Source organism: Streptomyces sp. NBC_01408, assembly GCF_026340255.1.
In the GTDB taxonomy this organism is placed as follows: Bacteria; Actinomycetota; Actinomycetes; order Streptomycetales; family Streptomycetaceae; genus Streptomyces.
Window position 1 is genome coordinate 2,069,616 of record NZ_JAPEPJ010000001.1, and the last position, 25,543, is coordinate 2,095,158.

Annotated in this window: 24 protein-coding genes; 15 read left to right on the plus strand and 9 right to left on the minus strand. The window is 73.8% G+C overall.

Annotated elements, in window-relative coordinates; genetic code table 11:
* Window positions 1–20: 20 nt before the first annotated feature.
* From OG447_RS09700 to OG447_RS09710, 3 genes are all read left to right on the plus strand, one after another.
* Window positions 21–1,220 (plus strand): acyl-CoA dehydrogenase family protein, encoded by a 1,200-nt coding sequence (locus OG447_RS09700; RefSeq protein WP_266936076.1) that lies wholly within the window; start codon window positions 21–23, stop codon window positions 1,218–1,220.
* The gene (locus tag OG447_RS09705) at window positions 1,217–2,284 is read left to right on the plus strand and encodes a Zn-dependent alcohol dehydrogenase (RefSeq protein ID WP_266936077.1); all 1,068 of its coding nucleotides are present in this window, start codon (window positions 1,217–1,219) and stop codon (window positions 2,282–2,284) included. The genes OG447_RS09700 and OG447_RS09705 overlap by 4 nt, the downstream gene beginning before the upstream one ends.
* 106 nt (window positions 2,285–2,390) lie before the next feature.
* The gene (locus tag OG447_RS09710; RefSeq protein WP_266938812.1) at window positions 2,391–2,942 is read left to right on the plus strand and encodes a hypothetical protein; all 552 of its coding nucleotides are present in this window, start codon (window positions 2,391–2,393) and stop codon (window positions 2,940–2,942) included.
* Here OG447_RS09710 and OG447_RS09715 read toward each other — a convergent pair.
* Window positions 2,932–3,543, minus strand: a complete 612-nt coding sequence (locus tag OG447_RS09715) for a flavin reductase family protein (protein WP_266938813.1) — start codon at window positions 3,541–3,543, stop codon at window positions 2,932–2,934. The genes OG447_RS09710 and OG447_RS09715 overlap by 11 nt on opposite strands.
* Window positions 3,544–3,859: 316 nt before the next feature.
* Here OG447_RS09715 and OG447_RS09720 point away from each other — a divergent pair, with 316 nt between their 5' ends.
* Window positions 3,860–4,642 carry a VOC family protein gene (locus OG447_RS09720; RefSeq protein ID WP_266938814.1) on the plus strand — a complete coding sequence of 261 codons (783 nt, stop codon included), beginning with the start codon at window positions 3,860–3,862 and terminating at the stop codon, window positions 4,640–4,642.
* 95 nt (window positions 4,643–4,737) lie between these two features.
* Here OG447_RS09720 and OG447_RS09725 read toward each other — a convergent pair whose 3' ends face one another.
* The 3 genes from OG447_RS09725 to OG447_RS09735 form a co-directional block, all read right to left on the minus strand.
* Window positions 4,738–5,541 (minus strand): enoyl-CoA hydratase/isomerase family protein, encoded by an 804-nt coding sequence (locus OG447_RS09725; RefSeq protein ID WP_266936078.1) that lies wholly within the window; start codon window positions 5,539–5,541, stop codon window positions 4,738–4,740.
* A gap of 338 nt (window positions 5,542–5,879) precedes the next feature.
* Entirely contained in the window at window positions 5,880–8,111 is a 2,232-nt protein-coding gene (locus OG447_RS09730) for an acetate--CoA ligase family protein (RefSeq protein WP_266936079.1), read from the minus strand.
* Between the two features lie 166 nt (window positions 8,112–8,277).
* Window positions 8,278–9,453, minus strand: a complete 1,176-nt coding sequence (locus OG447_RS09735; RefSeq protein ID WP_266936080.1) for an NAD(P)/FAD-dependent oxidoreductase — start codon at window positions 9,451–9,453, stop codon at window positions 8,278–8,280.
* 296 nt (window positions 9,454–9,749) lie between these two features.
* Here OG447_RS09735 and OG447_RS09740 point away from each other — a divergent pair, with 296 nt between their 5' ends.
* The 4 genes from OG447_RS09740 (at window position 9,750) to OG447_RS09755 (ending at window position 13,460) form a co-directional block, all read left to right on the plus strand.
* Window positions 9,750–10,520 carry a maleate cis-trans isomerase gene (locus tag OG447_RS09740; protein ID WP_266936081.1) on the plus strand — a complete coding sequence of 257 codons (771 nt, stop codon included), beginning with the start codon at window positions 9,750–9,752 and terminating at the stop codon, window positions 10,518–10,520.
* 82 nt (window positions 10,521–10,602) lie between these two features.
* Entirely contained in the window at window positions 10,603–11,055 is a 453-nt protein-coding gene (locus tag OG447_RS09745; protein WP_266936082.1) for a DoxX family membrane protein, read from the plus strand.
* Window positions 11,052–11,489: a Zn-ribbon domain-containing OB-fold protein gene (locus OG447_RS09750; protein ID WP_266936083.1), complete on the plus strand. Its 438-nt coding sequence runs from the start codon at window positions 11,052–11,054 to the stop codon at window positions 11,487–11,489. The genes OG447_RS09745 and OG447_RS09750 overlap by 4 nt, the downstream gene beginning before the upstream one ends.
* Window positions 11,490–11,726: 237 nt before the next feature.
* Window positions 11,727–13,460 (plus strand): hypothetical protein, encoded by a 1,734-nt coding sequence (locus OG447_RS09755; RefSeq protein ID WP_266936084.1) that lies wholly within the window; start codon window positions 11,727–11,729, stop codon window positions 13,458–13,460.
* A gap of 216 nt (window positions 13,461–13,676) precedes the next feature.
* On the opposite strand, the gene OG447_RS09760 is transcribed toward OG447_RS09755, so the two are convergent.
* The gene (locus tag OG447_RS09760) at window positions 13,677–14,354 is read right to left on the minus strand and encodes a pyridoxal 5'-phosphate synthase (RefSeq protein ID WP_266936085.1); all 678 of its coding nucleotides are present in this window, start codon (window positions 14,352–14,354) and stop codon (window positions 13,677–13,679) included.
* A 24-nt stretch (window positions 14,355–14,378) separates the two neighbouring features.
* On the opposite strand from OG447_RS09760, the gene OG447_RS09765 reads away from it, so the two are divergent.
* The gene (locus OG447_RS09765; RefSeq protein ID WP_266936086.1) at window positions 14,379–14,960 is read left to right on the plus strand and encodes a hypothetical protein; all 582 of its coding nucleotides are present in this window, start codon (window positions 14,379–14,381) and stop codon (window positions 14,958–14,960) included.
* A gap of 27 nt (window positions 14,961–14,987) precedes the next feature.
* Here OG447_RS09765 and OG447_RS09770 read toward each other — a convergent pair whose 3' ends face one another.
* Window positions 14,988–16,223 carry an acetyl-CoA acetyltransferase gene (locus OG447_RS09770; protein ID WP_266936087.1) on the minus strand — a complete coding sequence of 412 codons (1,236 nt, stop codon included), beginning with the start codon at window positions 16,221–16,223 and terminating at the stop codon, window positions 14,988–14,990.
* Window positions 16,224–16,729: 506 nt separating this feature from the next.
* Here OG447_RS09770 and OG447_RS09775 point away from each other — a divergent pair.
* Window positions 16,730–17,923, plus strand: a complete 1,194-nt coding sequence (locus OG447_RS09775; protein WP_266936088.1) for an acyl-CoA dehydrogenase family protein — start codon at window positions 16,730–16,732, stop codon at window positions 17,921–17,923.
* The gene (locus OG447_RS09780) at window positions 17,923–18,408 is read left to right on the plus strand and encodes a nitroreductase family deazaflavin-dependent oxidoreductase (protein ID WP_266936089.1); all 486 of its coding nucleotides are present in this window, start codon (window positions 17,923–17,925) and stop codon (window positions 18,406–18,408) included. The genes OG447_RS09775 and OG447_RS09780 overlap by 1 nt, the downstream gene beginning before the upstream one ends.
* A gap of 179 nt (window positions 18,409–18,587) precedes the next feature.
* Here OG447_RS09780 and OG447_RS09785 read toward each other — a convergent pair whose 3' ends face one another.
* Window positions 18,588–19,235, minus strand: coding sequence for a TetR family transcriptional regulator (locus OG447_RS09785; protein WP_079429181.1), 648 nt, complete (start codon window positions 19,233–19,235; stop codon window positions 18,588–18,590).
* A gap of 297 nt (window positions 19,236–19,532) precedes the next feature.
* Between OG447_RS09785 and OG447_RS09790 the strand changes: the two genes are divergently transcribed.
* The 4 genes from OG447_RS09790 (at window position 19,533) to OG447_RS09805 (ending at window position 24,144) form a co-directional block, all read left to right on the plus strand.
* A complete protein-coding gene (locus tag OG447_RS09790; protein WP_266936090.1) occupies window positions 19,533–20,327 on the plus strand; it encodes a VOC family protein in 795 nt (264 codons plus the stop codon).
* 154 nt (window positions 20,328–20,481) lie between these two features.
* Entirely contained in the window at window positions 20,482–22,902 is a 2,421-nt protein-coding gene (locus tag OG447_RS09795) for a PQQ-binding-like beta-propeller repeat protein (RefSeq protein ID WP_266936091.1), read from the plus strand.
* 78 nt (window positions 22,903–22,980) lie between these two features.
* A complete protein-coding gene (locus OG447_RS09800) occupies window positions 22,981–23,475 on the plus strand; it encodes a peptidylprolyl isomerase (protein WP_266936092.1) in 495 nt (164 codons plus the stop codon).
* A 171-nt stretch (window positions 23,476–23,646) separates the two neighbouring features.
* The gene (locus OG447_RS09805; RefSeq protein WP_266936093.1) at window positions 23,647–24,144 is read left to right on the plus strand and encodes a hypothetical protein; all 498 of its coding nucleotides are present in this window, start codon (window positions 23,647–23,649) and stop codon (window positions 24,142–24,144) included.
* 166 nt (window positions 24,145–24,310) lie between these two features.
* Here OG447_RS09805 and OG447_RS09810 read toward each other — a convergent pair whose 3' ends face one another.
* Both OG447_RS09810 and OG447_RS09815 read right to left on the minus strand, forming a co-directional pair.
* Window positions 24,311–25,087 (minus strand): enoyl-CoA hydratase/isomerase family protein, encoded by a 777-nt coding sequence (locus tag OG447_RS09810; protein ID WP_266936094.1) that lies wholly within the window; start codon window positions 25,085–25,087, stop codon window positions 24,311–24,313.
* The gene (locus OG447_RS09815; protein ID WP_266936095.1) at window positions 25,084–25,530 is read right to left on the minus strand and encodes a Zn-ribbon domain-containing OB-fold protein; all 447 of its coding nucleotides are present in this window, start codon (window positions 25,528–25,530) and stop codon (window positions 25,084–25,086) included. Before OG447_RS09815 ends, OG447_RS09810 begins: the two co-directional genes overlap by 4 nt.
* Between the last annotated feature and the right edge of the window lie 13 nt (window positions 25,531–25,543).

The window sequence follows — 25,543 nt, forward strand, 5'->3', positions numbered from 1 at the left end:
ACGGCAGCAGGGGGAGCGGCATGGACTTCAGCTTCGGGGCCGAGGACGAGGAGCTGCGCGGCCGGGCCCGCGCGTGGCTCACGGAGCACCTCGTGGGCCCGTACGCGCGGGCCGTCGGCCTCGGCGGGCCGGGCAGCGAGCACGAGGGGGTGGCCGAGCGGCGCGCGTGGGAGCGCGAGCTGGGCCGCGGCGGCTGGATCGGGCAGGGCTGGGAGGTCCCGGCCGACGCGTACGGGCAGCAGCGGCTGTCCCTGACCGGGCAGGTGGTGTGGGCCGAGGAGTACGCGGCGCTGCGCGCGCCCGGCCGGGTCGGCCACATCGGCGAGAACCTCCTCGCGCCGACCCTGGTCGCGTACGGCAGCCGGGAGCAGCAGGACCGCTTCCTGCCCGGGATCGCGCGGGGCGAGGAGCTGTGGTGCCAGGGCTACAGCGAGCCGGGCGCGGGTTCCGACCTCGCGGGCATCCGTACCGCGGCCGTACGGGACCCGGCCGACGGGCTGTTCCGGGTCACCGGGCAGAAGATCTGGACCTCCCTGGCCCAGGACGCCGACTGGTGCTTCGTACTGGCCCGCACCGAGCCGGGCTCCCGGCGCCACCGGGGGCTGACCTTCCTGCTCGTGGCGATGGACCAGCCGGGCCGCATCGAGGTCCGGCCCATCCGGCAGATGTCGGGCACCTCGGAGTTCAACGAGGTGTTCTTCGACGGGGCGGTGGCGGCGGAGGCCGTCGGGGGCGAGGGCGATGGCTGGACCGTGGCCATGGGGCTGCTCGCCCTGGAGCGGGGGGTCTCGACGCTGGTCCAGCAGATCGGGTTCGCGGCCGAACTGGACCGCGTCCTGGCGGCGTACGCGGCTACGGGCGCTCCCGACCCGGTGCTGCGCGAGCGCCTCGTACGGCAGTGGGCCGAACTGCGCACCATGCGGTGGAACGCCCTGCGCACCCTCGGCGCCGAAGGCGGTCCGGGCGCGCCGAGCGTCGCGAAGCTGCTGTGGGGCGGCTGGCACCGGCGGCTCGGCGAGCTGGCGGTGGAGGTCCGCGGGGCGGCGGCGACGGCCGGGCCGGCCGACCGGTCCGCGGACCTCCCGTACGAGCTCGGACTCGACGAGGAGCAGCGCCTGTTCCTGTTCACCCGCGCCGACACCATCTACGGCGGCTCGGACGAGATCCAGCGCAACATCATCGCCGAGCGCGTGCTCGGCCTGCCTAAGGAGTCCAGGTGAGAGGCGTCGTGTTCGACGGCAAGCAGGCCCAGGTGGTCGACGACCTGGAGATCCGGGACCCGGGGCCGGGGGAGGTGCTGGTCGCGGTAGCGGCGGCCGGGCTGTGCCACAGCGACCTGTCGGTGATCGACGGGACGATTCCGTTCCCGCCGCCGGTGGTGCTGGGGCACGAGGGTGCGGGGGTGGTCGAGGCCATCGGGGCGGGCGTGACGCACGTGGCGCCCGGGGACCACGTGTCCCTGTCCACCCTCGCCAACTGCGGGGCGTGCGCCGACTGCGACCGGGGTCGGCCGACGATGTGCCGCAAGGCGATCGGGATGCCCGCGCAGCCGTTCTCGCGGGGCGGGAAGCCGCTCTTCCAGTTCGCCTCCAACTCCGCCTTCGCGGAACGCACGATCGTCAAGGCCGTGCAGGCGGTGAAGATCTCCGAGGACATCCCCTTCACCTCGGCGGCGCTGATCGGCTGCGGGGTGCTGACCGGGGTGGGGGCGGTCCTGAACCGGGCGAAGGTCGACCGCGGCGAGTCCGTGGTCGTCATCGGCACCGGCGGGATCGGGCTGAACGTGCTCCAGGGGGCCCGGATCGCGGGCGCCTCGACCATCGTGGCGGTCGACGCGAACCCGGCGAAGGAGGCGGTGGCCCGGCAGTTCGGCGCCACGCACTTCATCGACGCCTCCGCCGTCGCGGACTCCCCGGCGGCCGTCCGCGAGATCCTGCCGACGGGCGCCGACCACGCCTTCGAGTGCGTGGGCAGCGTCAAGCTGATCCGGCAGGCCATCGACCTGCTGGACCGGCACGGGCAGGCGGTCCTGCTCGGCGTGCCCGGCTTCAAGGAGGAGGCCTCCTTCCTCGTCTCCTCCCTGTACCTGGACAAGACGATCATGGGCTGCCGGTACGGGTCCTCGCGCCCGCAGCGGGACATCGCCCTGTACGCGGAGCTCTACCGGCAGGGCCGGCTGCTGCTGGACGAACTGGTCACCGAGGTCTACCCGGTGGAGGACTTCGCCAAGGCCGCCGACGACGCCCACCACGGGCGGGTGGCGCGGGGGGTACTGACCTTCTGACGGCCGGACGAGGGCCCCGCCGATGCGGCGGGGCCCTCCGCGCACGGGGCGGTGCGACCGTAGGACGATCCGACCACGTGGCCTACGATCACGCCTCATGGCCTCAGTGACCACAGTGATCGTGACCGTCGTCCTGGCCTTCGCGGGCTACCTGGCGACCTATGTGAACGGGCTGCGCCTGGCCCAGCGGCAGGCCCGACTGGCCCGTGTCAGCCAGCAGTTGAGCGATTTCTACGGTCCGCTGTTCGCACTGACGGAGACCAACAGCCGTACGTTCGAGGCGTTTCAGCGCGCCTTTGCCCGGCCCGACGGCAGTGACCCGTTCAGCCCCGGGGTGACGGCCACCGAGGAGGAGCTCGCGCACTGGCGGGCCTGGGCCACGGCCGTGTTCGTGCCGAACACCCGGGCCATGCGCGACGTGGTGGTCCGCAAGGCGGACCTGCTCGTCGAGGAGGAGGTGCCGCAGGTGCTGCTCCGCCTCTGCGCGCACGTCGCGGGGTACGAGATCACCCTCGGGCGGTGGGCGGAGGGCGACCACGAGGAGAGCTGGGGGCTGGGCCCCTACCCGGGCCGGGAGCTGGAGGACTACGCGCGGGAGGCGTTCGTCCGGCTGAAGGCCGAGCAGTCCCGGCTGCTGGGCCGGCGCGTCAGTCGGTGAAGCGGCCGAAGCGGCCCTTGTGGAAGAGGAGCGGCTCGCCCTCGCCGGCCGCGCCCATGGCCTCGACCCGGCCCACCACGATGAGGTGGTCCCCGCCGGTGTGGACCGCGTGGATCCGGCAGTCGATCCAGGCGGGCACGGCGTCGAGCTGCGGCGACCCGGTGACGGGGGCCGGGCGGTGGGTGACCCCGGCAAACTTGTCCGCGCCGCTGACGGCGAAGGACCGGCACAGCCCGCCCTGTTCGGCGCCGAGGATGTTGACGCAGAACACCCCGGCGCGGGCGATCCGCGGCCAGGTGGTCGACGTACGGGCCACCATGAAGGTGACCAGCGGCGGGTCCAGGGACAGCGAGGCGAAGGACTGGCAGGCGAAGCCGGCCGGGCCGTCCTCGCCCTCGCCGGGCGGCGCGGTGATGACGGTGATCCCGCTGGCGAAGTTCCCGAGGACGGCCCGGAATTCGGCGGCGCCGACCGGTGCGCGCTCGTCCTCGCCGACGGCCCGCAGGTCGGGGCGGGGCAGGGCCTCGACCGCCTCCGGCTCCGGCGCGGCGGAGGTGGGCGAGCCGACTGATCTGAGGTATCGGACGACGGTGGCCGCCATCCCTGCGTGTCCCATCACACAGACGATTGAACCTGACGGTGCGTCAGATAGGAAGGGCTGCGGACGCCGGGCGGCGGTACGGGGCGCTGGGAAGTACGGGCGTCGGGCGGTGCGGGTGCCGGGCGGTGCGGGTGCCGGGCCGGACCCGTACCGGCCGGTGGGGGTGCGGACCTGCTCGTTCCCGCCGGGCCCGCCCCTGCCGCCACACGGGTGAATCCCCGACCCGCCCGGGACCGGTCGGCCCACCGGCCGCCGGGGGCTCGGCATCGTGGCCAGCGACCGCACCGCCGCACCACCGAAGCCCCCGGAGGACCCCATGCTCGGCACCGACTTCCGTACCGGATCACCCAACTGGCTCGACCTCGGCAGCCCCGACACGGACACCGCCGCGCGGTTCTACGGGGCCCTCTTCGGCTGGGAGTTCGTCTCGGCCGGACCCGAGGCGGACGGGTACGGCTTCTTCCAGCTCCAGGGGAAGACCGTCGCCGCCCTCGGCCGGCTCACCGAGGAGGGTGCGAAGTCCGCCTGGATGGTCCACTTCATGAGCCCCGACATCCAGGCCACCACCGAAGCCGTCAGGGCGGGCGGCGGGGCGGTCCGCATGGAGCCCATGGACGTCATGGGCGAGGGCTGGCTGGCCCAGTACACCGACCCGCAGGGCGCCGAGTTCGCGAGCTGGCAGCCCGCCGGGACGGGCGGACTGCAACTGGCCTCCGCCGACAACACGCTGGTGTGGGCGGAACTCCACGTACCCGACCCTGTCGCGGACATCGCCTTCTACCGGGGGGTGTTCGGCTGGCGCCACGCCGAGATGCAGGCGCCCGGGATGACCTACCGCGTGCTGAGCATCGCCGACGGGGACCAGGAGGACGGCTCCTTCGGCGGGGTCGCACCGCTGGGCGAGGGCGCGGGTGAGGAGGCCCGCTGGGTGCCGTACTTCAACGTGCCCGACGTCGACGCCACCACCGCCGCCGCCCAGCGGAACGGCGGGTCGGTGCTCATGCCGGGGGCGGACGTGCCGGAGGTCGGGCGGATCGCGTGGCTGGCGGACCCGGCCGGCGCGGTGTTCGCGCTGCTGAAGCCCGACCCCCGGATGTAGGGGGTGGTCCGGCGGTCTGGGCCTTCTTGGAACCCGGTGGGGCCGGGTGTGCCGCCCGGGCCGGGTCGGGTCAGTCCGGGCCGGGCCCCCGACGGTCAGCGGCCGAGGTACTTGGGCGTGCGGCGCTCCACGAAGCTGGCCACGCCCTCGTTCGCGTCGGCCGTGGTCATGTTGATCTCCTGGGCGGTGGCCTCGGCGGCCAGGGCGGCCGACCGGTCCCCGTCGAGCGAGGCGTTGACCAGCTGCTTCGCCAGGGCCAGGGCGCGGGTCGGGCCCTGGGCGAGGCGCTCCGCCCAGTCCCGGGCGGCGGCCTCCAGTTCCTCGGCCGGGACGACCTTGTTCACCAGGCCCAGGCGTTCGGCCTCGGCCGCCGGGACGGCGTCGCCGAAGAACATCAGCTCCTTGGCCTTCTGCGGGCCGATCAGGCGGGGGAGCAGGTAGGCGCCGCCGCCGTCCGGCACCAGGCCACGGCGTACGAACACCTCGATGAACCGGGCCGGTTCGGCGGCGATGACCAGGTCGCAGGCGAGGGCCAGGTGGGCGCCGATGCCGGCGGCCGTGCCGTTGACGGCGGCGAGGACCGGCTTCTCGCAGTCGAGCACCGCCGTGATCAGGCGCTGCGCGCCGAGCCGGATCATGCGGGCCACGTCGCCCGCGACCCGCTCGCCCGTGGCGGGGGCGCCGCGCAGGTCGGCGCCCGCGCAGAAGCCCTTGCCGGTGGCGGTGACGACGACGGCGCGGACCGCCGGGTCGGCGGAGGCTTCGGCGAGCAGCGCGATGACGCGTTCGCGTTGGTCCCAGGTGACGGCGTTCATCGCCTCGGGGCGGTTGAGGGTGATCCAGGAGACGGCGTTCTCCGTGCGGTGCAGGATGTCGGGCCGGTGGGTGGGGGCGGTCATGGGTTGCTCCCCTTCGGGGGGTGGCTGGGGTGGGGCGTGGCCGTGTTTTTGAGTGGGCGTGGGGCTGGGGGGGCTGGGCTGCGGGGCTGGTGAGCGGGTGCGGGCCCGGTGGGTGGGTGCGGGTGGGGTGCCGCTGCGCGGAGCTGGTCCCCGCCCCGCCCTTCCTCCGTTCCCCGGGGCTCCGCCCCGGACCCCGCGCCTCAAACGCCGGCGAGGCTGAAAGGTCCCCGGGCCTCAAGATCCAGCCCCGTCGGCGTTTGAGGCGCGGGGGTTCGGGGGCGGAGCCCCTGACGGCGGCGGCGCGGCCGCGGCGTGGGGAGGGCGGGGCCGGCGCAGCGTCAGTGGCAGATGGCCAGCGCGTCCAGGGCCACCGCGCCCTGGCCGCGGGGGAGGACCATCAGGGGGTTGATGTCCAGTTCGGAGAGTTCGTCCCCCAGTTCCAGCGCCATCCGCTGGACCCGCAGGATCACCTCGACCAGGGCGTCGACGTCGGCCGGGGGTGCGCCGCGTACGCCCTCCAGCAGGGGGTGGCCGCGCAGTTCCGTGAGCATCGCCCGGGCCTGGTCCTCGCCGAACGGCGGCACGCGGACCGCCGCGTCGTGCAGGACCTCGACCAGGACACCGCCGAGGCCCACCGTCACCGTCGGGCCGAACAGGTCGTCCTGGGTGACGCCGACGACCATCTCCACACCGCGCTCGACCATCTGGCAGACCAGGATCCCGTCGAGCGGGATGTTCTCGTAGCGGGCTATGTCGGTGAGCTCGCGGTAGGCGTCGCGTATCTGGCTCGCGGACGTCAGGCCGATCTTGACCAGGCCCAGTTCCGTCTTGTGGCCGAGCTGCGGGCCCGAGGCCTTCATGACCACGGGGTAGCCGACCAGGCCCGCCGCGCGGACCGCGGCCGCCGCGCTGGTGACGAGCTGCTCGCGGGGGACGCGGATGCCGTAGGCGCGCAGGAGTTGCTTGGCCGCGTGCTCGCTGAGCTGCTGACCGGGGCGCATCAGGGCCTGGGCCTTGCGGTACGAGGGGGAGGGCGTGCGGGGGGCTTCGTCGAAGGGGGAGCGGTAGCCGGCGGTGAAGCGGTGGTGGCCGAGGTAGGCGCGGACGGCGGTGATGCAGTTGCCGAAGGTACGGAAGGTGGCCACGCGGGAGGAGCCCAGGAGCGTGGTGCGGTACGCGTCCTCCGTGCCGACCGGGGAGCCCCAGATCACACAGATCAGTTTGTCCGTGGCCTCGGCGGCGTCCACCAGGTCCTGGGCGAGCTTGTCGCTCATCGGGGGGAAGGGGCCGGTGATCGGGCAGATCAGGACGCCGACGGACGGGTCGGCGAGGATCGCGTCGATGATCTTCCGGCCGCGCCAGTCGCCCACCGGGTGGCCGCCGTTGTCGACGGGGTTGGCGACGTTGAGGTAGTCGGGGATCCACTGGTGGAGTTCCTGCTGCTTGGCCTCGGAGAGGGTGGGCAGGGTGAGGCCCGCCTCGGTGGCCAGGTCGGAGAAGTGGGCGCCGGTGCCGCCGGAGATGGAGTAGACGACGACCCCCTCGGCCTTCGGCTTGCGGGCCCGGGCGAGCAGGGCGGCGGTGTCCTGGAGTTCGTCGAGCCCGTCTACGCGGATGACGCCGAACTGCCGCATGGCGGCGTCCACGACGGTGTCGGCGCCGGTCAGCTTGCCGGTGTGGGAGGCGGCCATCCGGGCGCCGGTCTCGGTGCGGCCGACCTTGACGGCGACGACGGGGACCCCGGCCCGCGCCGCGCGGTCGGCGGCGAGCAGGAAGGAGCGGCCGTCCTTGAGGCCTTCGACGTAGCAGGCGATGGCCCCGACCTCGGGCTGCTCGGCGAAGTAGGAGATGAAGTCGGAGGTCTCCAGGTCGGCCTCGTTGCCGGTGGGCGCCCAGTGGGAGAGGCGGATGCCGAGCTCCTGGAGGGTGTAGACCGGGCGTCCCTGGTGGCCGGACTGCGTGATCAGGGCGATCGCCGGGCCGTCGAGGTCGTCGCGGAACTCCTCGAAGGCGTTGAGGTTGGTGTTGGGGCCGAGGAGGCGCAGGCCCGAGCGCTGGACGGCGGCCCCCAGCCGGGCCTGGGCGGCGGCCCCCGCGTCGCCGGTCTCGGCGAAGCCGGAGGCGAAGGCGACGGCGAACTTCACCTTGGTCTCGGCCAGTTCCTCGATGACGGGGAGCGGGTCGGCGACCAGCAGGACGGCGAGGTCCACCTGTTCGGGCAGGTCCGCGACGCTGGGTGCGCAGGGCAGGCCGAAGACGGCCTCGCGGGTCGGGTGCACCGGGTGGATCCGGGCGCCGACGCGCTCGGCCCAGGCGATGAGCTGGCGGGTGATGCCCGTGTTCGGCCTGCCTTCGGCGTCGGAGGCGCCGATGACGGCGACCGATTCGGGCCGGAAGAACCGGTCCAGGTCGGGCACATCGGAGTGCAGGGGCCGTCCGCTGACGTCGAGCGGGACCACGTCCTCGGTGGACGCCGCCGTCGAGTGGACGGCCGTCCTGGGGGTCTCCCCGCAGGCCTCGACGCGTGCGCGGAAGTCGGTGGTGAGGGTGCCGTGAGTAGATCCAAGCATCGTTCCGCCCGCTCCTGCTCGATGAACATCGATGGAACCTCAATAACTGACGTGCAGTCAGATTACTGAACTGACGTGCCGTCAGGAACAGGGCTGCGCAGGAAAGCTGGTGGAGGAGATGTGACGAACGGTGTCAGATTCCGTCCGGGCGGGTCCAGAGCGCCGTTCAGGCCAGCGTGCGCAGCCGGCGGGACACGGCCGCGGCGATCTTCTCGGCGTCCCGCGCCAGCTCCCGCAGCATCCCGCTGATGGGGTTGGTGAAGCCCGTGAAGTACAGGCCCGGAGCCTGCGCGGGGGTCCGCGCGCCGTGCGTACGGGGCCGCCCGCGCTCGTCGAGTACGCCGAGGTCACCGACCAGGCCCTCCAGGCCGCGCCGGTACCCGGTGGCCGCGATCACCGCGTCCGGGGTGATCCGCGAGCCGTCCGCGAGCACCACCTCGGCGCCCTCGAAGGACGCGACGGCCGCGACCGGTTCGACCCGGCCGCCGCGGACCGCATCGATCAGGCCGACGTCCTGCACCGGGATGGCCCCCTGCTCGACCCGGCTGTACAGGCCGGTCTCCGGGCGCGGGAGCCCGTACGCCGACAGGTCCGGGACCGAGGCCTTCGCGACGAGCGCCCCCAGCCGGTCCACGAGCCGTACGGGCAGCCGCCGCACCAGGATCCCGGTCCGCTGGGCCGGCCAGCCCGCGGTGGAGCGGCGCACGATGTGCGGGGCGGTGCGCACGGCGAGGCGGACCCGCGCCGCGCCGCCCTCGACGAGGTCGACGGCTATCTCGGCCCCGGTGTTGCCCGCGCCGACGACCAGCACGTCCTGGCCCGCGTACGGCTTCGCGTCGCGGTACTCGGCGGCGTGCAGCAACCGCCCCGGGTACGCCTCGCGGCCCGGCCAGCCGGGCACGGCGGGGGTGTGGTTGAACCCGGTGGCGACGACGACGGCCCCGGCCGTCAGCACCCGCCCGCCGCTGGCGTGCAGGGTCCAGCCGCCGTCGGCGGTGGGCTCGACCCGGGTCACCTCGACACCGGTGACGAGCTCCAGCTCGTGGAACTCGGCGTACTTCTCCAGGTACCGCACGAGGTCGTCGCGGGAGACCCAGCGTCCGAAGCGGCGCGGCACGGCAAGGCCCGGGAGGGCGGAGAGCCGGCGCGTGGTGTGCAGGTGGAGCCGGTCGTAGTGGCGGCGCCAGGACGCGCCGACCGCGTCGGACTTCTCCACGACCACCGCGCGGACCCCGCGGGCGCGCAGCGCGGCGGCCACGGCGAGACCGCCGGGACCCGCTCCGATCACGTACACGGGGCGGGGCTGGGTGGTCATCTCGACTGCTGCGGGGGCTCCGGACATGAGGAGTGATCGTATCGCCACGCAGCGTTGATGGGTCTCGGTCGAGGAGGGAATCGATTGCGGATCGATCACGGGCGGCGGGACCTGCAGCCGGCCGGAGCCCTTCCGGCCTGCCCGGGTACGCGTCCGGGGTCCGTCCGGCCGGTGCGCCGTGGCCTGGCCGGGCCCCGTCCCGAGGCCATCCGGTGGGCCGGTGGCGGGCGCACGGCAGGGCGCCGGGTGCCGCAGCCCGCCCGCTGGCACTGTGGGCCCCGCTTCCACCGCACAGGACACCCCCTAGGGACAGGAGTGGAGCCATGTGGCAGCCGGACGGCTGGGACGTACGGGTCCGCCTGGGGGTTCTCACCCCGCACGCCGACGTCGGCCCCGAGTCGGAGCTGCGCGCCATGGCCCCGGCGGAGGTGGGGCTGCACGCCGCCCGGGTGCCGTTCGGCGCGATGGGCAGCGGCGGCGCGATGGACCCCACCATCGCACTCGCACCCGTACGGGCCTTCGCCGAGCCCCCGTACGTGGACGAGGCCACCGCACTGCTGGCGGCCGCGCCGGTGGCGGCCATCGCCTTCGCCTTCACCAGCTCCGCATACGCCGTCGGCGCGCGCGGCGAGGCGCGGATGCTCGACCGCCTGGGGGTGCGCGCCGCAGGCCTGCCGGTGGTCGCCACCTGCGCCGCGACGGTCGAGGCCCTGCGCGTCCTGGGTGTGACGCGGCTCGGCCTCGTCGACCCGCCGTGGTTCGGCGCGGACCTCAACGGCCTGGGCCGGGACTACTACCGGGACGCCGGCTTCGACGTGCCCTTCGCCGCCCCGTGCGGCCTGCCCAGCGGCCAGTCGCTCATCCGGCCCGACGCCCTGCACGACTGGGTCGCCGCCCACCTTCCCGACGAGGCAGAAGCGGTCGTCATCGGCGGCAACGGCTTCCGGGCCGTCGGGGTCATCCAGGCCCTGGAGACCACCCTCGGCCGCCCCGTCCTCACCGCCAACCAGGTCCTCCTCTGGGCCGCCCTGCGCGCGGCGGGCGCCCCCACCGACGGCATCGGCGGCTACGGCGGGCTCTTCGCACGTTCGTGAGCGCCGGGCCCTTGCGTGATCGCTCCGGATCCGCTGAACTGACGTACCGTCAGATCAATGGTGCGAGGGGTGGAGGCTGCCGATGCAGACCATCTGGCTCAGCGGAGCCGAATGGCTCGCCGTGCTCCGGATAGGCCTCGGCCTGTGGTGGCTGGAGAGCTGGCGGCACAAGGACAAGAAGGGCTGGTTCGAACGCGGCACCGGCATCGCCTGGGCCGCCGACGTCGCGGGCAAACACCGCTGGACCTTCGTCAAGGGCGGCTTCGAGCTGGTCGTGAAGCCGCGCCCCAAGCTGATGGCGTACATCGTCGTCTACGCCGAACTCGCCCTCGGGCTGGGCCTGGTCCTCGGCTTCCTCACGCCCGTCGCACTGGTCGCCGGACTGCTGCTGAACCTGCTCTACCTCGTGCTGATGATCCACGACTGGGCCGAGCAGGGCCAGAACGCGATGATGGCGCTCATCTCCCTCGTCGCCCTCCTCGCCATGAGCTGGCAGACCTGGTCCCTCGACGCGGCGATCGGACTGTTCCTGTGAACCCGCCCCCGGACACCGTGCCGCGCTACGACCTCCCCGAGGCGGACGAGTTCACCCGCCCCTACTGGGACGCGGCGGCCGAGGGCCGCCTCCTGCTGCGCCGCTGCGCGGACTGCGGGCGGGCGCACCACTACCCGCGGGAGTTCTGCCCGTTCTGCTGGGCCGGCGAGGACCGTGTGACGTGGGAGGCGGCGAGCGGCCTGGCGACCCTCTACACCTGGTCGGTGATCCACCGCAACGACCTGCCGCCCTTCGGTACGCGCGTCCCGTACGCGGCGGCGGTGGTCGACCTGGCGGAGGGTCCGCGCATGATGACCGAGGTCGTCGACTGCGAACCGGCGGACCTGCGGATCGGGATGCGGCTGGAGGTCGCCTTCCGCGAGGCGGCGGACGCAGTGGCCGTGGCGGTGTTCCGCCCGGCGGGCAAGGGCTGAGCCGCCGCACCCCCTAGCGCGCGGGCGGCGCCTAAACGGCTGTCCGGAATTCTGAGATCTGTGGCTGGTTTGCGCTGTTTCGAGGCCGCGACCTGTGTCAAACGCGTGACGCCGGACGGTTCTGGCACCTTTGATCGCTGAATTAGTCTCAGCGTGTTCAGAACAAACGGTGATCAGGCTCTGGTGGGGGATGCGCCCTTCGCGCGCCCGGAGCCGCACACAGGGGAAGCAGTGCACATGAAGCTCAAGCGCATGGCCGTCGTGGCCGCCGCCGCAGTGGTCGGCCCCAGTGTCCTGATGGCCACGCCCGCGATGGCCGACGAGGCCAAGCCTGCGGTGACCACGCCGGACAGTGACCCGAAGGGCGACGCCGCGGCCTCGCAGACGGCCTACAACGGCCCGAAGCTGGCGCTCGACGGCCTGCCGCAGGACGGCTTCAAGGCAGGCGGCGAGTGGACCGAACTCACCCTGCGCATGGACAACAGCGGCGGGAAGAGCCTGTCGAGCTACGACCTCGGGCTGTTCTTCTCCGGCACCGACGCCCCCGTCAAGGGCGCGCACATCGAGGTCGAGCACCGCTACGCCGGCCAGTGGCAGCCCGCCGAGCGGCAGGCCGGTCCGGGCCCGCAGACCGCGGTGTTCGACGTGCTGGCCGGGATCCCGGTCGCGCAGGACAAGTCCATCCAGATCCCGGTGCGCGTGCGCGTGGCGGCCGAGGCGACCGCTGCCCCGCTCCGGATCCAGGTCACCGGGACCAACCACACGAACGTGGACTCCGAGACGGCCACGTACACCTCGAAGATCACCCGCGAGCAGCAGGCCGTCAAGGCCCCGCAGCTCAGCCTCGCCGGGCTGCCCCAGACCGGCTTCACGGCCGGCGACGACACCTGGCGCACGCTCACCCTGAAGGTGGACAACTCCGGGCGCCCCGGCACGAACGAGTTCTACCTCGGTGTCGACCTCGTCCCGCAGGGCGCCGACATCCGGCCCGGCCAGGTGGAGGTGGAGTACCTCGCCACGACCACCGACGGCATGACCTACTGGCACCCGGTCGAGGTCAGCCGGGAGGACGGCAAGGTCCGGATCTTCAACTACGGCGGCGAGTACAGCGCCGGTGAGCAGCGGGACCTGGCCATCCGGGTCCGGTTCGCCGAGGACACCCCCGAGACCGCCTTCTCACTGAACGTCTTCGGCGCGGGCAACCCGCACCACAACGGCGCCGTCGCCGACACCGTCACCTACTACTCCCACGTGGCCTCCGACTCCGGCGTCGTCCACGTCGAGGGCCCGAAGGCGACCGTCGACGGGATCCCCGCCGAGGGCTTCCGAGCCGGCGCGGACTGGCAGGAGCTCCAGCTCCACCTGGACAACGCGGGCAAGGGCGACGTCAAGGACTTCCTGGTGGCCGCCCACATGGGGCGCGGCTTCAACGAGGGTTCGTGGGTGACGTCCTCGCAGGTCAAGGTCCAGGTCTACGGCGCCGACGGCTGGTACGACGTCGAGATCGGCGGGTCCGAGGACACGTTGGGCGGCGACCTCGGGCAGGTGTCGCTGAAGTCCGGCGAGAAGACCACCGTGAAGGTGCGCCTCCGCTTCACCGGCGACACCGTTCCCGGGGCCTTCCACATGGTGTTCGGCGGCTACGCGAAGACGGAGAAGGGCGAGTTCGTCTCCTCCGCCACGGAGTCCGTCGCGACCAAGATCCTCGCGGCGGGCACCGGCGGCGGCAACGGCAACGGCGGCCAGACCGGGGGCGCCGGCACCGGCAACCAGCCGAAGCCCGACGGCGGCGTCAAGCCGGCCGTCGACCAGAGCGGCGGCGGCACGGGCACCACCCCCGGCGGCGGTCACCTCGCCACCGCCGGCGCCGACCCCGCCACCACCTGGGCCCTCGGCGGCGCCGGCCTCGCCGTCGCCATGGGCGCCGCGCTCGTGGCCGGCACCGGCAAGCGCCGCCGTCCCACGGCGTAACGCCTCACGCACCCGCCCGGGCTCCGCGCGCTGCTCCGCCACTAGGCCGTCTCTTTCGGATCTTGCCGGGTCCGCGCCGCCCGGCACCGCGCCTCGCCGCACTGCCGGGGCACCCGAGTACGTCCAGTACGCGGGAGCCCCGGCAGCGCGCCGAGGCACGGCGCCGGACGACGCGGACCTGACCGACAAGATCCGAAAGAGACGACCTAGGACCCCCTAAGGCCACAGCAGTTCGCGGATCCAGGCGGCGGCTCCGGCCGGGCGCCGGTAGCGCAGCCGGGTGTGGCGGCGGGCGGCGTCGCCCTGGAAGAACTCCACCTCGGAGGCGTCCAGGACGTACCTCGTCCAGGTCGGGGCCGGGGCGTCCGGCTCCGCCTCGGCCCGCTCCCAGGCAGCCGCCGAGGCCCGTTCCAGCTCCTCCCGGGAGCCGAGCACCTCGCTCTGCCGGCCCGTCAGCGCGGAGGCGAGCGCACCCCGCGAGCGCACGGCCAGGTCGGCCCGGCTCTCCTGCGGGCCGCAGGCGGTGACCCGGCCCCGGATGCGCACCTGTCGGGCCACGGCCGGCCAGTAGAAGGCGAGCGCGGCCTCGGGCTGCCCGGCCAGTTGCCGGCCCTTGGCGCTGGTGGCGTGCGTGGCGAAGTGCCAGCCGCGCGCATCGGCGTCGTGCAGCATCAGGATGCGTACGTCGGGCCGCCCCTCGCCGTCCACCGTCGCCAGGCTCATCGTGTGCGGCTCCGGCTGCCCCGCCGCGGCGGCGTGCAGGAACCACTCGCGGAACAGCGGCAGCGGCTCGGCAGGCGCCGTCCCGGTGTCGAAGACGGGGAGCGGGTTCTCCCACACGCGCAGGGAGTGCAGGGTGGTGTGGAAGGCATCGCTGCTGGTCTGGCTCGTCATGGGGTCAGGCTAGGGTGCGGGCCCATGAACGTGCACAGACCCATGAGGCGGGGGCTGTTCGCCCTCGCCGGGATACTCGCCGGGGCGGCGGTCGTCGCCCCGCTGTCCAACCGGCCCGGCGGCTTCGCCGTCCTGGCCGAGCTCGACGAACCCCTGCTGATGGGTTGCGGCGCGGCCCTCGCCCTCATCGGGGCCGTCCTGCTCTCCTCCCGCCGCCGCGCGCTGCGTACGGTCGGGAGCCACGGCCTGGTGTGGGTGCTGGTCCTGGCCGCCTCGTGCGTTCCGGTGTACCTGATCGCCGCCGACCCCTTCCCCTCCGTCGAGTTCGACGTCCCGGCCCCGGACGGCGCCGCCCGCCGCCTGGTGGTGGAGCGCACGTCCCCGCTGACCGACCCGGTCTGGGAGGTCTACGTGGACGACGGCCGCTTCCCGGTGGCCCGCCGCTGGCCGGTCGCCCGGTTCGACGAGATGGCGCCCTGGCCGCAGTCCGTCCGGAAGGCGGAATGGATCTCCCCGGACGTCATCAGCCTCACTGACGCCGACCGCAACACGCACGAGATCGAACTCTCCGCCGAGGGGCGCCCGTTGGACCGCCTGAACTGGTAGGCGGCCGGTTTCCGGCGGACCCCGGGATCAGGCCCGTCCCAGGATCACCGTCCCCGAGGAGCAGAACCAGCCTCCCGTGCCGGAGGCCAGGGCCACCTCCGGCAGCCGGCCGCCGGGTTTGGTGACCTGGCCCGGCCCCGCCTCGCCGCGGAGCTGGCGGACCGCCTCGACCAGCAGGAAGAGGCCGCGCATGCCGGGGTGGCAGGCCGAGAGGCCACCGCCGTCGGTGTTGACCGGGAGTTCGCCGTCGCGCAGCAGGCGGCCCTTCTCCACGAAGGCGCCGCCCTCGCCCTTCGCGCAGAAGCCGAGGTCCTCCAGGGTCACCAGGGTCATGTAGGTGAAGGCGTCGTAGATCTCCGCGAGGTCCACGTCCGCAGGGGTGAGGCCGGCCCGTTCGAACGCCAGCCTGCCCGAGACGGCCGCCGGGGACACCGTGAAGTCCTCCCACTCCGACATGGTGGTGTGCGAGACCGAGGTGCCCGCGCCCAGGATCCACACCGGTGCCTTCGCGGTGTCCGGTACGTAGTCCTCCGCCGCCAGCAGCACCGCGCAGCCGCCGTCCGAGCGGATGCAGCAGTGCAGTTTGGTGAAGGGGTCCGCGATCATCTCGCCGGACAGGACCTCCTCGACCGTGATCGGCTCGCGGAACATCGCGTCCGGGTTGGTGGCCGCGTTCGCCCGGGCCTGGACGGCCACCGAGGCGAGCTGCTCCAGGGTGGTGCCGTACTCGTGCATGTGGCGGCGGGCGGCCATCGCGTACTTGGAGATCAGCGTGTGCCCGTACGGGACCTCGAACTGGAGCGGACCACGTGCGCCGAAGGAGAGGTTCGCAGTCCGCCGCCGGGCCTTGATGTCCGCGCGGGCGGTGGATCCGTAGACCAGCAGGACGGCTTCGGCGTGCCCGGCCGCGATGGCGTCCGCGGCGTGGGCGGCCATCACCTCCCAGGTGGAGCCGCCCACGGCGGTGGAGTCCACCCAGGTGGGGCGCAGGCCCAGGTACTCGGCCACCTCGACCGGTGCGAGGGTGCCGAGGCCCGCCGAGGCGAAGCCGTCGATGACGGAGCGGTCCAGGCCGGAGTCGGCCAGGGCCCGGCGGGCGGCCTGCGCGTGCAGGGCGTAGGGGGTGGGGCCGTCCACCCGGCCGCAGTCGGAGAGGGCGACGCCGACGACCGCCACCCGGCGGCGGGGGGTGCCGGGGGTGCCGGGGGTGGGGGCGGAGGCGGATGCGGGCCCTCGGAGGGGCCCGGGCGTGGGTCCAGGCATGGACTGACGGTACATCTGACGGAACGTCAGATACCAGCCCCCCGGGGTGGAAGCCCGGGGCCCGCGCCTGCCGCCGGTTCCCCTCCGGGGTGGTGGCCTGGCGCTCTGGGGCCTGTGGCGGGTGTCGCTGGTTCCCCTCCGGGGTGGTGGCCCGGCGCTCCGTGGCCCGTGACCGGTGCCGCCGGACGTCTCCGGGTGGAGGCCGGTCGTCGCACGGCCCGTCGCCGGTGCCGCCGGATTCCTCCGGCTGGAAGCCAGGCCCTCCGCGGCCCGCGGTCGGGGTGCTGCTGGTGCTCCGCGCCGCCGGGGCGGCCCGGAGCCCGCCGCGCCGGGACCGGCGGGTGCCGGGACGCTGGGGTCGGGGCCCGCGCCGGGACGGGGGCCCGGCGTCCGCGCCGGCGCCGGGGGCGGCGGGGCTTCCCGCAGGGAGCCCGGCCCGCCCCCTGTGCTTCTGGCGCCGCCCGCCCTAACATGACGGCCCGTCAGATACGGGGAGGAGCCCGACGATGGATGCCGCCTTCACCGCGGAGCAGGACGAGATGCGCCGCACCCTGCGCGAGATCCTGGGCAAACGCTGCGGCCCGGACGAGGTCAAAGCCGCCGTCCGCACTGCCGCCGGACACGACCGCGAGCTGTGGCAGCAGCTCGCCCAGCAGCTCGGGCTGCCGGGCATCGCCATCGCCGAGGAGTACGGCGGCGTCGGCTGCACCCCCGCCGACCTGGCCCTGGCCTGCGAGGAGACCGGCCGGGCGCTGCTGCCCTCGCCGCTGCTGGCCACCGCCGTGCTCTGCGCGCCACTGATCACCGCCCTCGGCACCGCGGCCCAGCGCACCACACTCCTCGCGCCCCTCGCGGCCGGCGGGCTCACCGCAGCCCTCGCCGTCCCCGGCCCGGCCCTGGCCACCGCCCTCGCACTCAGCGGCGACAACACCGCCGGGGAGTGGGCCGGCGGCGGCCGCGCGGGCGGGGTGCAGGCCCGCGCCGACGCGACGGGCGGCGGCTGGCGGCTCTACGGGGAGAGCGCCCAGGTCCTCGACGGGCACAGCGCCTCGCTGCTGCTGGTCGCCGCGCACACCGGCGGCTTCGCGCGAAGCCGCACGCTGCTCTTCCTCGTACGGGAGGACGCGCCCGGCCTCGTCCGCTCCCGCCAGGCCGTCCTCGACGAGACCCGCCCGCAGGCCAGGATCCAGCTGCGCGACGTCCCCGCGGAACTGCTCGGCGAGGACGGGTCCGACGTGCTCGGCGCCCTCGCCGCCACCGGGCGCACCGCCTGCGCGGTCCTCGCCGCCGAGGCGGTCGGCGCGGCCGGCCAGGCCCTCGCCCGCACCGTGGACTACGTACGCCAGCGCGAGCAGTTCGGCCGGCCCATCGGCTCCTTCCAGGCCGTCAAGCACCGCCTCGCGGACCTGTACGTCCAGGTGCAGGCCGCCAGGTCGGCGGCCTACTACGCAGCCTGGGACCCCGAACAGGGCGGCCTCGCCCTCGCGCAGGCCCTGGAGGCCCTGCGGATCACCGCGGGCGAGGCCATCCAGCTGCACGGCGGCATCGGCTTCACCTGGGAGCACGACGCACACCTCTACTTCAAACGGGCGGCGGCCGACGAGCTGCTGTTCGGCCCCGTCCATCGGCTGCGCGCCCACGCCGCGCACCGCGCCGGACTCTTCACCACCCCCACGGAACCCGAGAAGGTGGCCGTCTGATGGCTGTGGCTCTGGGCATCGGCGTCAAGCTGATGCAGAAGGTCTCCTCGACCATGCTGTTCGCCAAGATCGCACCGCACTTCATCCCCGCCATGGACCGGGCGGTGCACAAGCTGACCCGTGGCAAGGTGCTGCTCAGCGCCCGGATGCTGCCGGGGGTGATCCTCACCGCCAAGGGCGCCAGGAGCGGAGAACCGCGCACCACCCCGCTCGCCTGCATGCCGGAGGACGGCGGCGCGAGCTGGCTCCTGATCGGCTCCAACTTCGGCCGGCCCGGGCACCCGGCGTGGACCGGAAACCTGCTCAAGCACCCGGACGCGGACGTGAGTTGGAAGGGCCAGGACATCGCCGTACGGGCCCGGCTGCTGGAAGGCGAGGAGCGCGCGGCGGCATGGACCGCGGTGCTGGGGTTCTGGCCGCCGTACGCGACGTACCAGGCGCGCATCGAGCGCGAGATCCGGCTGTTCCGCCTGGAGCGTCGCTGATCGCAGGCGGTTCGAGACGCACGCCCGTCACCTGGCGCGCGGAGCGCGGGCAGGTCCGGCCGGGCGGTGTGCCGGTCGGGTGACCGGCGGTGTGCCGGTGGCGTACCGGCGCGGTGCCGGTGTCGTGCCGGCGGTGTGCCGGTGTCGTGCCGGGCGGCGGACCCCTCCGGGGTCCGCCGCTACCGGGTGGGCTTCTTGCCGGTGATGCCCAGGTGGACGAGCAGGGCCAGGTTCGGCTTCAGCTCGGCCTGCTTGACGCCCCAGGTCTGGAAGCCCTTCTGGTGCGAGGCGACCGCGGCCAGCATGGCGACCAGGGAGCCGGCCATCGCCGCCGGGCTGAGGTCCTTGTCGACCTTGCCCTTGGCCTGGAGCTCCTTCATCGACTCAGTGAGGGAGTTGGTGACCGAGTTCAGGATCTTCATGCGGATCTTGTAGAAGCGCTTGTCGCCCTCGGCCGCCCCGAGGTCGACGACCCGCAGGATGGCGTCGTTGCGCCGCCAGAAGTCCAGGAATCCCTCGACGAGTTCCTCTGCCGCAGCCCAGCCGGCCTTGCCGACCCAGTTGCGGCCCTCGACGAGCGCGGTCAACTGTGCGCCCTCGGTCGCCATTTCCTCGGCGATCTCCAGGACGGCACCCTCCACGTCCGGGAAGTACTGGTAGAAGGTCGCGGGGGAGGTACCGGCCTTGCGGGCGACATCGATCACTTTGACGTCGCGGTACGGCGAGGAGCTGAGCATCTCGCTCAGGCAGTCGAGCAGCTTCTGCCGCGTCGCCTGGCCGCGCCGGCCGGCGACACGCCCGTCGACGGTGCGTACTTGTCCTGTCATGCCGTCAGCTTACCGAGGGGTGATCGGCGCGCTATTCGGCCGCCTGCAAATGGGGTTACGGGCTCATTGGCCTGGGCGGGAGCCCGTCCGGGGCGGGCCGCGCGGCGGATTCCGGCCGCCCCGTACGGCCGCCGCCGCAGGCCTGCCGGGCGTACGGCGGCCCGGGGGGCGCCGTACCGTTCCGCGAGGTTTCCCCCGATTAGTCTTATCAACAGGCTGTGGACAAGTTTTCGGGCGGATCATGGCTGGGAGAGGTGGGAGGGTACACACCCCCGCACAACGGAAGGAACCGGGCTGATGGCCGCATTCGCGGAAGGCGAACCCTGCTGGGTGGACGCCTCGCTTCCGGACGTCGAGGCGGGAAAGCGCTTCTACGGCGAACTCTTCGGGTGGACCTTCGGCGACAGCGCGGGCGCCGAGTACGGCGGCTACACCCAGGCCTACAGCCGCGGCCGCAACGTCGCCGCCCTCGCCCCCAAGCCCGACGGCCGGATGCCCACCGTCTGGGGGATCTACCTCCACACCACCGATGCCTACGCCTGCGCCCAGCGCATCCGCGCCGCCGGCGGCCAGCTGGTGATGAACCCGATGCCGGTCGGCCCGTACGGCACGGCCGCCATGGCCGCCGACCCCGGCGGGGCCGTCTTCGGCCTCTGGCAGCCCGGCACCCACGACGGTTTCGAGGCCCAGCAGGAGCCCTACACGTACTGCTGGACCGAGGTCTACACCCGGGCCCGCGACGCCGTCGACGCCTTCTACGCCAAGGTCTTCGGCTACGTACCGCAGGACCAGGACGACGCCGGGGTCGAGTACCGCGTCTGGTCCCCGCCGGGCAGGGCCCCCGGGACGGACACCGCCGTCATGGGCCGCAGCCTGATCACCGACGCCTTCCCGGAGATCATGCCCGCCCATTTCCTGGCCTACTTCGCCGTCCCGGACTGCGACCGGTCCGTCGCCACGGTGCAGCGGCTCGGCGGCCGGGTCACCGCCGATCCCTTCGACACGCCGTACGGCCGGATCGCGGTCGTCGCCGACAATCAGGGGGCCGTCTTCGGGCTCCTCTCGGAACCCAGGACGAACCCGGCCGCGTAGCCGGGGCCGTACCCCGCGCGGGCCTGACAGAATCGGGGTGCGCGACCCGGGCGGCGCCCGGGATGAGACGCTGCACGGGGCAGGCCCCGTGCGGGTGCGCGTGCTGGTGGAAGCGGGTCCGGCGAGGGACCCGTACGGGGAGGTGTGGAGGCGAGTGGTGGAGCAGCTGACGCAGCACGACCCGAGACGGATCGGCCCCTTCGAGGTGCTGGGACGGCTCGGCGCCGGCGGCATGGGGCTGGTCTATCTCGCGCGGTCCGCGTCCGGACGGCGGGTCGCAATCAAGACGGTGCGCACCGAGCTCGCCGAGGACCAGCTCTTCCGCGTGCGCTTCACGCGCGAGGTGGAGGCGGCGCGCGCCGTGTCCGGCTTCTACACCGCGGCCGTGGTCGACGCGGACCCGCGGGCGGCCGTGCCGTGGCTGGCCACCGCGTACGTGCCGGCGCCCTCGCTGGAGGAGATCGTCAACGAGTGCGGGCCCATGCCCGCCCAGGCCGTACGGTGGCTCGCCGCCGGAATCGCCGAGGCCCTGCAGTCCATCCACGGTGCGGGACTGGTCCACCGCGACCTGAAGCCGTCCAACGTGCTCGTCGTCGAGGACGGCCCGCGCGTGATCGACTTCGGCATCGCCAGCGGGGTCTCCAACACCCGCCTGACCATGACCAACGTCGCCGTCGGCACCCCCGCGTACATGTCGCCGGAGCAGGCGAAGGACTCGCGCAGCGTCAAGGGCGCCAGCGATGTCTTCTCGCTCGGCTCGACGCTGGTGTTCGCCGCGACCGGGCACCCGCCGTACCACGGGGCGAACCCGGTGGAGACGGTGTTCATGCTGCTGCGCGAGGGGCCCAACCTGGAGGGGCTGCCCGAGGAGCTGCGGCCGCTCATCGAGTCCTGCATGCAGATGGACGCCACCCTGCGGCCCACCCCGGCCGACCTCCAGGCACAGCTGGCCCCGCACCTCTTCGAGGGCGGCGACGAGAGCGGCACCGCCTCCGCGTGGCTGCCCGGCCGGGCCGTCGCGATGATCGAGGCCCGCCGCGCGGGGCACCGTACGCCCCCCGCGCCCGTGGTGCCCGCGCCCGGCCCCGCCTCCGGCGCCGGATCCGGCTCCCGGGGGCCGATCTCCGGGCCCGCCACGCACCGCCGCCAGCGCGGCGTCGACCCCTGGCTGGACCCCCGTACCGGCCAGGCCGTGCCGCAGCGCCCGATGCACCCGCCGAGGTCCCCCGTGCCCTCCGGCGAACCGGTCCGCCTCGGCGGCTCCCCGGTCCCGATCGGGCCCGGCCCGCGCGCCGGCTCCGTGGCCCCGGCCGGGCACGCCGCCGCCGACTCGGCGACCGGCTGGGTCCGGCCCCCGGGCGGCGTGGCCGCCCCGTCCGCCCCCTCCACCGCGGCCCCCGCCACCGGGCCCGCGGTACCCGGCCCGGGCCCCTCCCCGGACAGCGGCCGCTGGCGCCCGTGGCGCTTCCGCATGTCCAACGAGGTCTGGGGCACCCCCGCCGTCGCCGGGGACCTCCTCTACGTCACCTCCTTCGAGGTGCACGCCCTGGACGTGGCCAGCGGCCGCCGCCAGTTCAAGACCCGCGACGTCGCCTGGTCCATGGCCGTCTCCGACGGCCGCATCCACGCCTCCGACGGCCCCTCCCTCTACGCGCTCGACGCCACCGACGGCACCGAGCGCTGGCGGCTGTCCAGCGACGCCTGGGTGTACGCCCTGCGCGCCGACCGGGGCACCGTCATCACCGCCACGCGCGGCGGCGGCGTACAGGGCTGGGAGTCCTCGAACGGCCAGAAGCTGTGGGAGCTGACCGGCGCGCAGACCGACTTCGAGACCCCGGAGGCGGCACCCGTCCTGCACGACGGCACGGTCTACGTGTGGCAGGACGCGCGGCTGCGCGCCCTGGACGCCCGCACCGGCCGCGAGTCCTGGTCCTACCCGGTCGGCGACGCGGCCTCCTGCGGGAACGTCCCCGTACGGGTCACCTCCGCCCCCGACGGCAACGTCTACGTCTGCGCCGGCACCCGCGTGCTGTCCGTGGACCGGGCCTCGGGCCGGGTCCGCTGGCACTTCGAGGCCCCCACCGTGTTCCTCGCGCCCCCGGCCTTCGCCCCCGGCGCCGCGGTGACCGGCGGCGGGGTCTACCTCGCCGACCACCTCGGCACCGTCTACGCCCTGGACGCCGCCACCGGCAACGACCGCTGGCGCATCGCCACCGAGACCCGGGCCTCCACGGACCCGGTGATTGTGGCCAACGGCAGCGTCCACCTGGGCTCGGGCAGCGCCCTGTACACGCTCGACGCGGTCACCGGCACCCCGAAGTGGCGGTTCGCCGCGGGCGGCGAGATCACCGGCCAGCCGGCGGTCGCGGACGGCCGGGTGCACTTCGGCTCGGCGGACCACTGCCTGTACACGCTGGACGCGGCGGGCGGACAGCTCCGCTGGAAGCTGGCCACGGGCGGCGAGATCACGGGCTCCCCGGTGGCCGAGGCGGGCGTGGTCTACGCGTGCAGCAAGGACCGCTGCGTGTACGCCCTGGACGCGGCGAAGGGGACGGGTACCCGTACCGCACAGTGACGCTCCCGGCGCGGCCCGGCAGGCGGTGATCGGCCCCGCCGGGTCGCACACCGGACGGGGAGTGACAGGATGGACCCCATGAGCAACGTCTACTTCGACATCACCATCAACGGCGAAGACGCCGGCCGTATCGTCTTCAACCTCTTCGACGAGGTCGTCCCGAAGACCACCCAGAACTTCCGCGAGCTCGCCACCGGCGTGCACGGCTTCGGCTACGCGGGCTCCCCGTTCCACCGCGTCATCCCGCAGTTCATGCTGCAGGGCGGCGACTTCACCAACCAGAACGGCACCGGCGGCAAGAGCATCTACGGCGAGAAGTTCGCCGACGAGAACTTCACGCTGAAGCACGACCGCCCGTTCCTGCTGTCGATGGCGAACGCCGGCCGCAACACCAACGGCTCGCAGTTCTTCATCACCACCATCCCGACCCCGTGGCTCGACGGCAAGCACGTCGTCTTCGGCGAGGTCGTCGAGGGTTCGGACCTGGTCACGAAGATCGAGGGCCTCGGCTCCCAGTCCGGCGCCACCAGCGCCAAGATCGCGATCAAGGCCTCGGGCGTCGTCGAGGGCTGATCCCCGCCCGCCTGTACGACTGGCCGGCCCCGCCCCCTGACAGGGGGCCGGGGCCGCCGTCATGCCCGGCGCCGGTGCCCGCGGCCGGAGATGCTGCGCCCGGGGGCGGGTCCCCGCATGCGGGGACCTGGTAGGGTCCCGCCCGTCGTCTTCGGGGGAAGGGTTCACACCATGGGCATAGGACGCCGTATCCGGTTCACCGCCGTGCTGGTGACCGTCGTGTTCGCACTGACCGGGTTCTCGTCGAGCGGCGGGAGCAGCGGCGGCAGCAGCGGTGGCAGCAGCGGGAAGAGCAAGAGCAAGAGCAGCAGCGGGGGCGGGTGCTCCAGCTCCAAGAGCAAGAAGAAGACCCACAGCAGCGGAAGCGGCAGCTCCGCCACTCCCTCGCCGAGCAGTACCGCCCCTCCCGCGCACGCCGTGGTCGTCACCTGCGCCGGCGCGGGGAAGACGGAGGCCACCCTCAAGGTGACCTCCGACGTGGGCGCGGCACGCACCGTGAGGATCCCGGTGGTCTTCGAGGACGCGCAGCGCGGCACCCTCGACACCGCCTCCGTGCGGGTCGAGCTCAAGGCGCGCGAGACCAAGACGGTCACCGTCCCGATGACGCTGCCGGCCAAGGCCGCCGAGGTGAAGAACTGCACGGTGGGCAAGATCGAGAAGGCCTTCTGACGCCGGCACGGCGGCAAGGCGGCAGGACGGCAAGGCGGCAGGACGGCAAGGCGGCAGGACGGCAAGGCGGCAGGACGGCACGGCGGCGCGGCGGGACAGCGCGGCTCGGCGGCGGTACGGCAGCGAGACCCCGGTGGCCCCGGTCACCCCGGCCGCGCCGCACGGCTCACCGCAGCCTCGGCGCCGGTGCCTCCTTCCGCCCCGTGAACAGCTCCGCCTGCCGCTCCGGCGCCAGGTTCCCCAGCGCGATCAGCGCCGGGGCCTGGGCCAGGGCCTGCTGGAGTGCGGCCTGCTTGGCCGACCACAGGGCCCGTACGGTGCCCTGCACGGCCTCCGTCGGGAGGCCGGCCAGCGTCCCGGCGGCGCGCAGGGCCGCCGGGAGCAGCTCCCCGGGGCCGGTCAGCTCGGACACCAGGCCGATCTCGTGGGCCCGGCGCGCCGAGAGCCGTTCCGCCGTGCCCATCAGGGACATCCGGGCGACCTCGCCGAAGGGCATCCGCTGGGCCATGTAGACGGCCTCGTAGGCGCTGACCATCCCGTACGTGGTGTGCGGGTCGAAGAAGGTGGCGGTCTCCGAGGCGATGAGGAAGTCCGCCTCGCCCAGCAGGTAGAAGGCCCCGCCGCAGGCCATGCCGTTGACGGCGGCGATCACCGGCTTCCACAGGTCGCCCGCCTTGGGGCCGATCGCGACCAGCGGGTCGTCGGCCGAGTAGGGGGAGGCCGGCTGCGGCACCTCCACGCCCCGGTCGATGCCGGTGCAGAAGGCGGCCGTCCCGGCGCCCGTCAGCACCACCGCCCGCACGTCCGGCTCGAAGCGGAACTCCCGCCACACCTCGGCCAGTTCGCCCGCCGTCCCCAGGTCGATCGCGTTGTGCCTGCGCTCCCGGTCCAGGGTGACGACCGCGACCCCGGTCGCCTTGTCCCGCTCCACCCGCAGCGTCACGGCTTCTCCAGGATCCAGCGGGGCACGGCCATCCCGTCCGTCTCGGTGAAGACCACCTGGACCCGCGCCCCGATGCGCAGCCGGGCCGGGTCCACCGAGTCGAGGGGGGCGTCGGCCGAGGACACGAGGTTGCCCGCCAGCCGGATGTGCGGGGCGTCGGCGAGCTCCACGAGGATCACGTTGTACGGGGCATGCGCGGCGTACGCGGGCAGCAGCGGCGGGTGCGGCCGGACGTAGGACCAGATCCGGCCGCGTCCGCTCATCGGGCGCCACTCGCTGTCGAAGGACTGGCAGTGCGGGCAGCAGGGGCGGGGCGGGAAGCGCAGCCGGCCGCACGCGGTGCAGGCCTGGACGCGGAGTTCGCCCTGGGTGGCGTACTCCCAGAAGGGGGCGCCGTCCTCGTCGGGGACGGGTAGCAGCAGCTGGTCGGGAGCGGTGGTCATCGGTCCTCGCCTC

Coding starts and splice junctions, on each gene's coding strand:
- OG447_RS09700 (WP_266936076.1), top strand. CDS start 21: ATGGACTTCAGCTTCGGGGCCGAGGACGAGGAGCTGCGCGGCCGGGCC.
- OG447_RS09715 (WP_266938813.1), bottom strand. CDS start 3,543: ATGGCGGCCACCGTCGTCCGATACCTCAGATCAGTCGGCTCGCCCACC.
- OG447_RS09720 (WP_266938814.1), top strand. CDS start 3,860: ATGCTCGGCACCGACTTCCGTACCGGATCACCCAACTGGCTCGACCTC.
- OG447_RS09725 (WP_266936078.1), bottom strand. CDS start 5,541: ATGACCGCCCCCACCCACCGGCCCGACATCCTGCACCGCACGGAGAAC.
- OG447_RS09730 (WP_266936079.1), bottom strand. CDS start 8,111: ATGCTTGGATCTACTCACGGCACCCTCACCACCGACTTCCGCGCACGC.
- OG447_RS09735 (WP_266936080.1), bottom strand. CDS start 9,453: ATGTCCGGAGCCCCCGCAGCAGTCGAGATGACCACCCAGCCCCGCCCC.
- OG447_RS09740 (WP_266936081.1), top strand. CDS start 9,750: ATGTGGCAGCCGGACGGCTGGGACGTACGGGTCCGCCTGGGGGTTCTC.
- OG447_RS09745 (WP_266936082.1), top strand. CDS start 10,603: ATGCAGACCATCTGGCTCAGCGGAGCCGAATGGCTCGCCGTGCTCCGG.
- OG447_RS09755 (WP_266936084.1), top strand. CDS start 11,727: ATGAAGCTCAAGCGCATGGCCGTCGTGGCCGCCGCCGCAGTGGTCGGC.
- OG447_RS09760 (WP_266936085.1), bottom strand. CDS start 14,354: ATGACGAGCCAGACCAGCAGCGATGCCTTCCACACCACCCTGCACTCC.
- OG447_RS09765 (WP_266936086.1), top strand. CDS start 14,379: ATGAACGTGCACAGACCCATGAGGCGGGGGCTGTTCGCCCTCGCCGGG.
- OG447_RS09770 (WP_266936087.1), bottom strand. CDS start 16,223: ATGCCTGGACCCACGCCCGGGCCCCTCCGAGGGCCCGCATCCGCCTCC.
- OG447_RS09775 (WP_266936088.1), top strand. CDS start 16,730: ATGGATGCCGCCTTCACCGCGGAGCAGGACGAGATGCGCCGCACCCTG.
- OG447_RS09780 (WP_266936089.1), top strand. CDS start 17,923: ATGGCTGTGGCTCTGGGCATCGGCGTCAAGCTGATGCAGAAGGTCTCC.
- OG447_RS09785 (WP_079429181.1), bottom strand. CDS start 19,235: ATGACAGGACAAGTACGCACCGTCGACGGGCGTGTCGCCGGCCGGCGC.
- OG447_RS09790 (WP_266936090.1), top strand. CDS start 19,533: ATGGCCGCATTCGCGGAAGGCGAACCCTGCTGGGTGGACGCCTCGCTT.
- OG447_RS09800 (WP_266936092.1), top strand. CDS start 22,981: ATGAGCAACGTCTACTTCGACATCACCATCAACGGCGAAGACGCCGGC.
- OG447_RS09805 (WP_266936093.1), top strand. CDS start 23,647: ATGGGCATAGGACGCCGTATCCGGTTCACCGCCGTGCTGGTGACCGTC.
- OG447_RS09815 (WP_266936095.1), bottom strand. CDS start 25,530: ATGACCACCGCTCCCGACCAGCTGCTGCTACCCGTCCCCGACGAGGAC.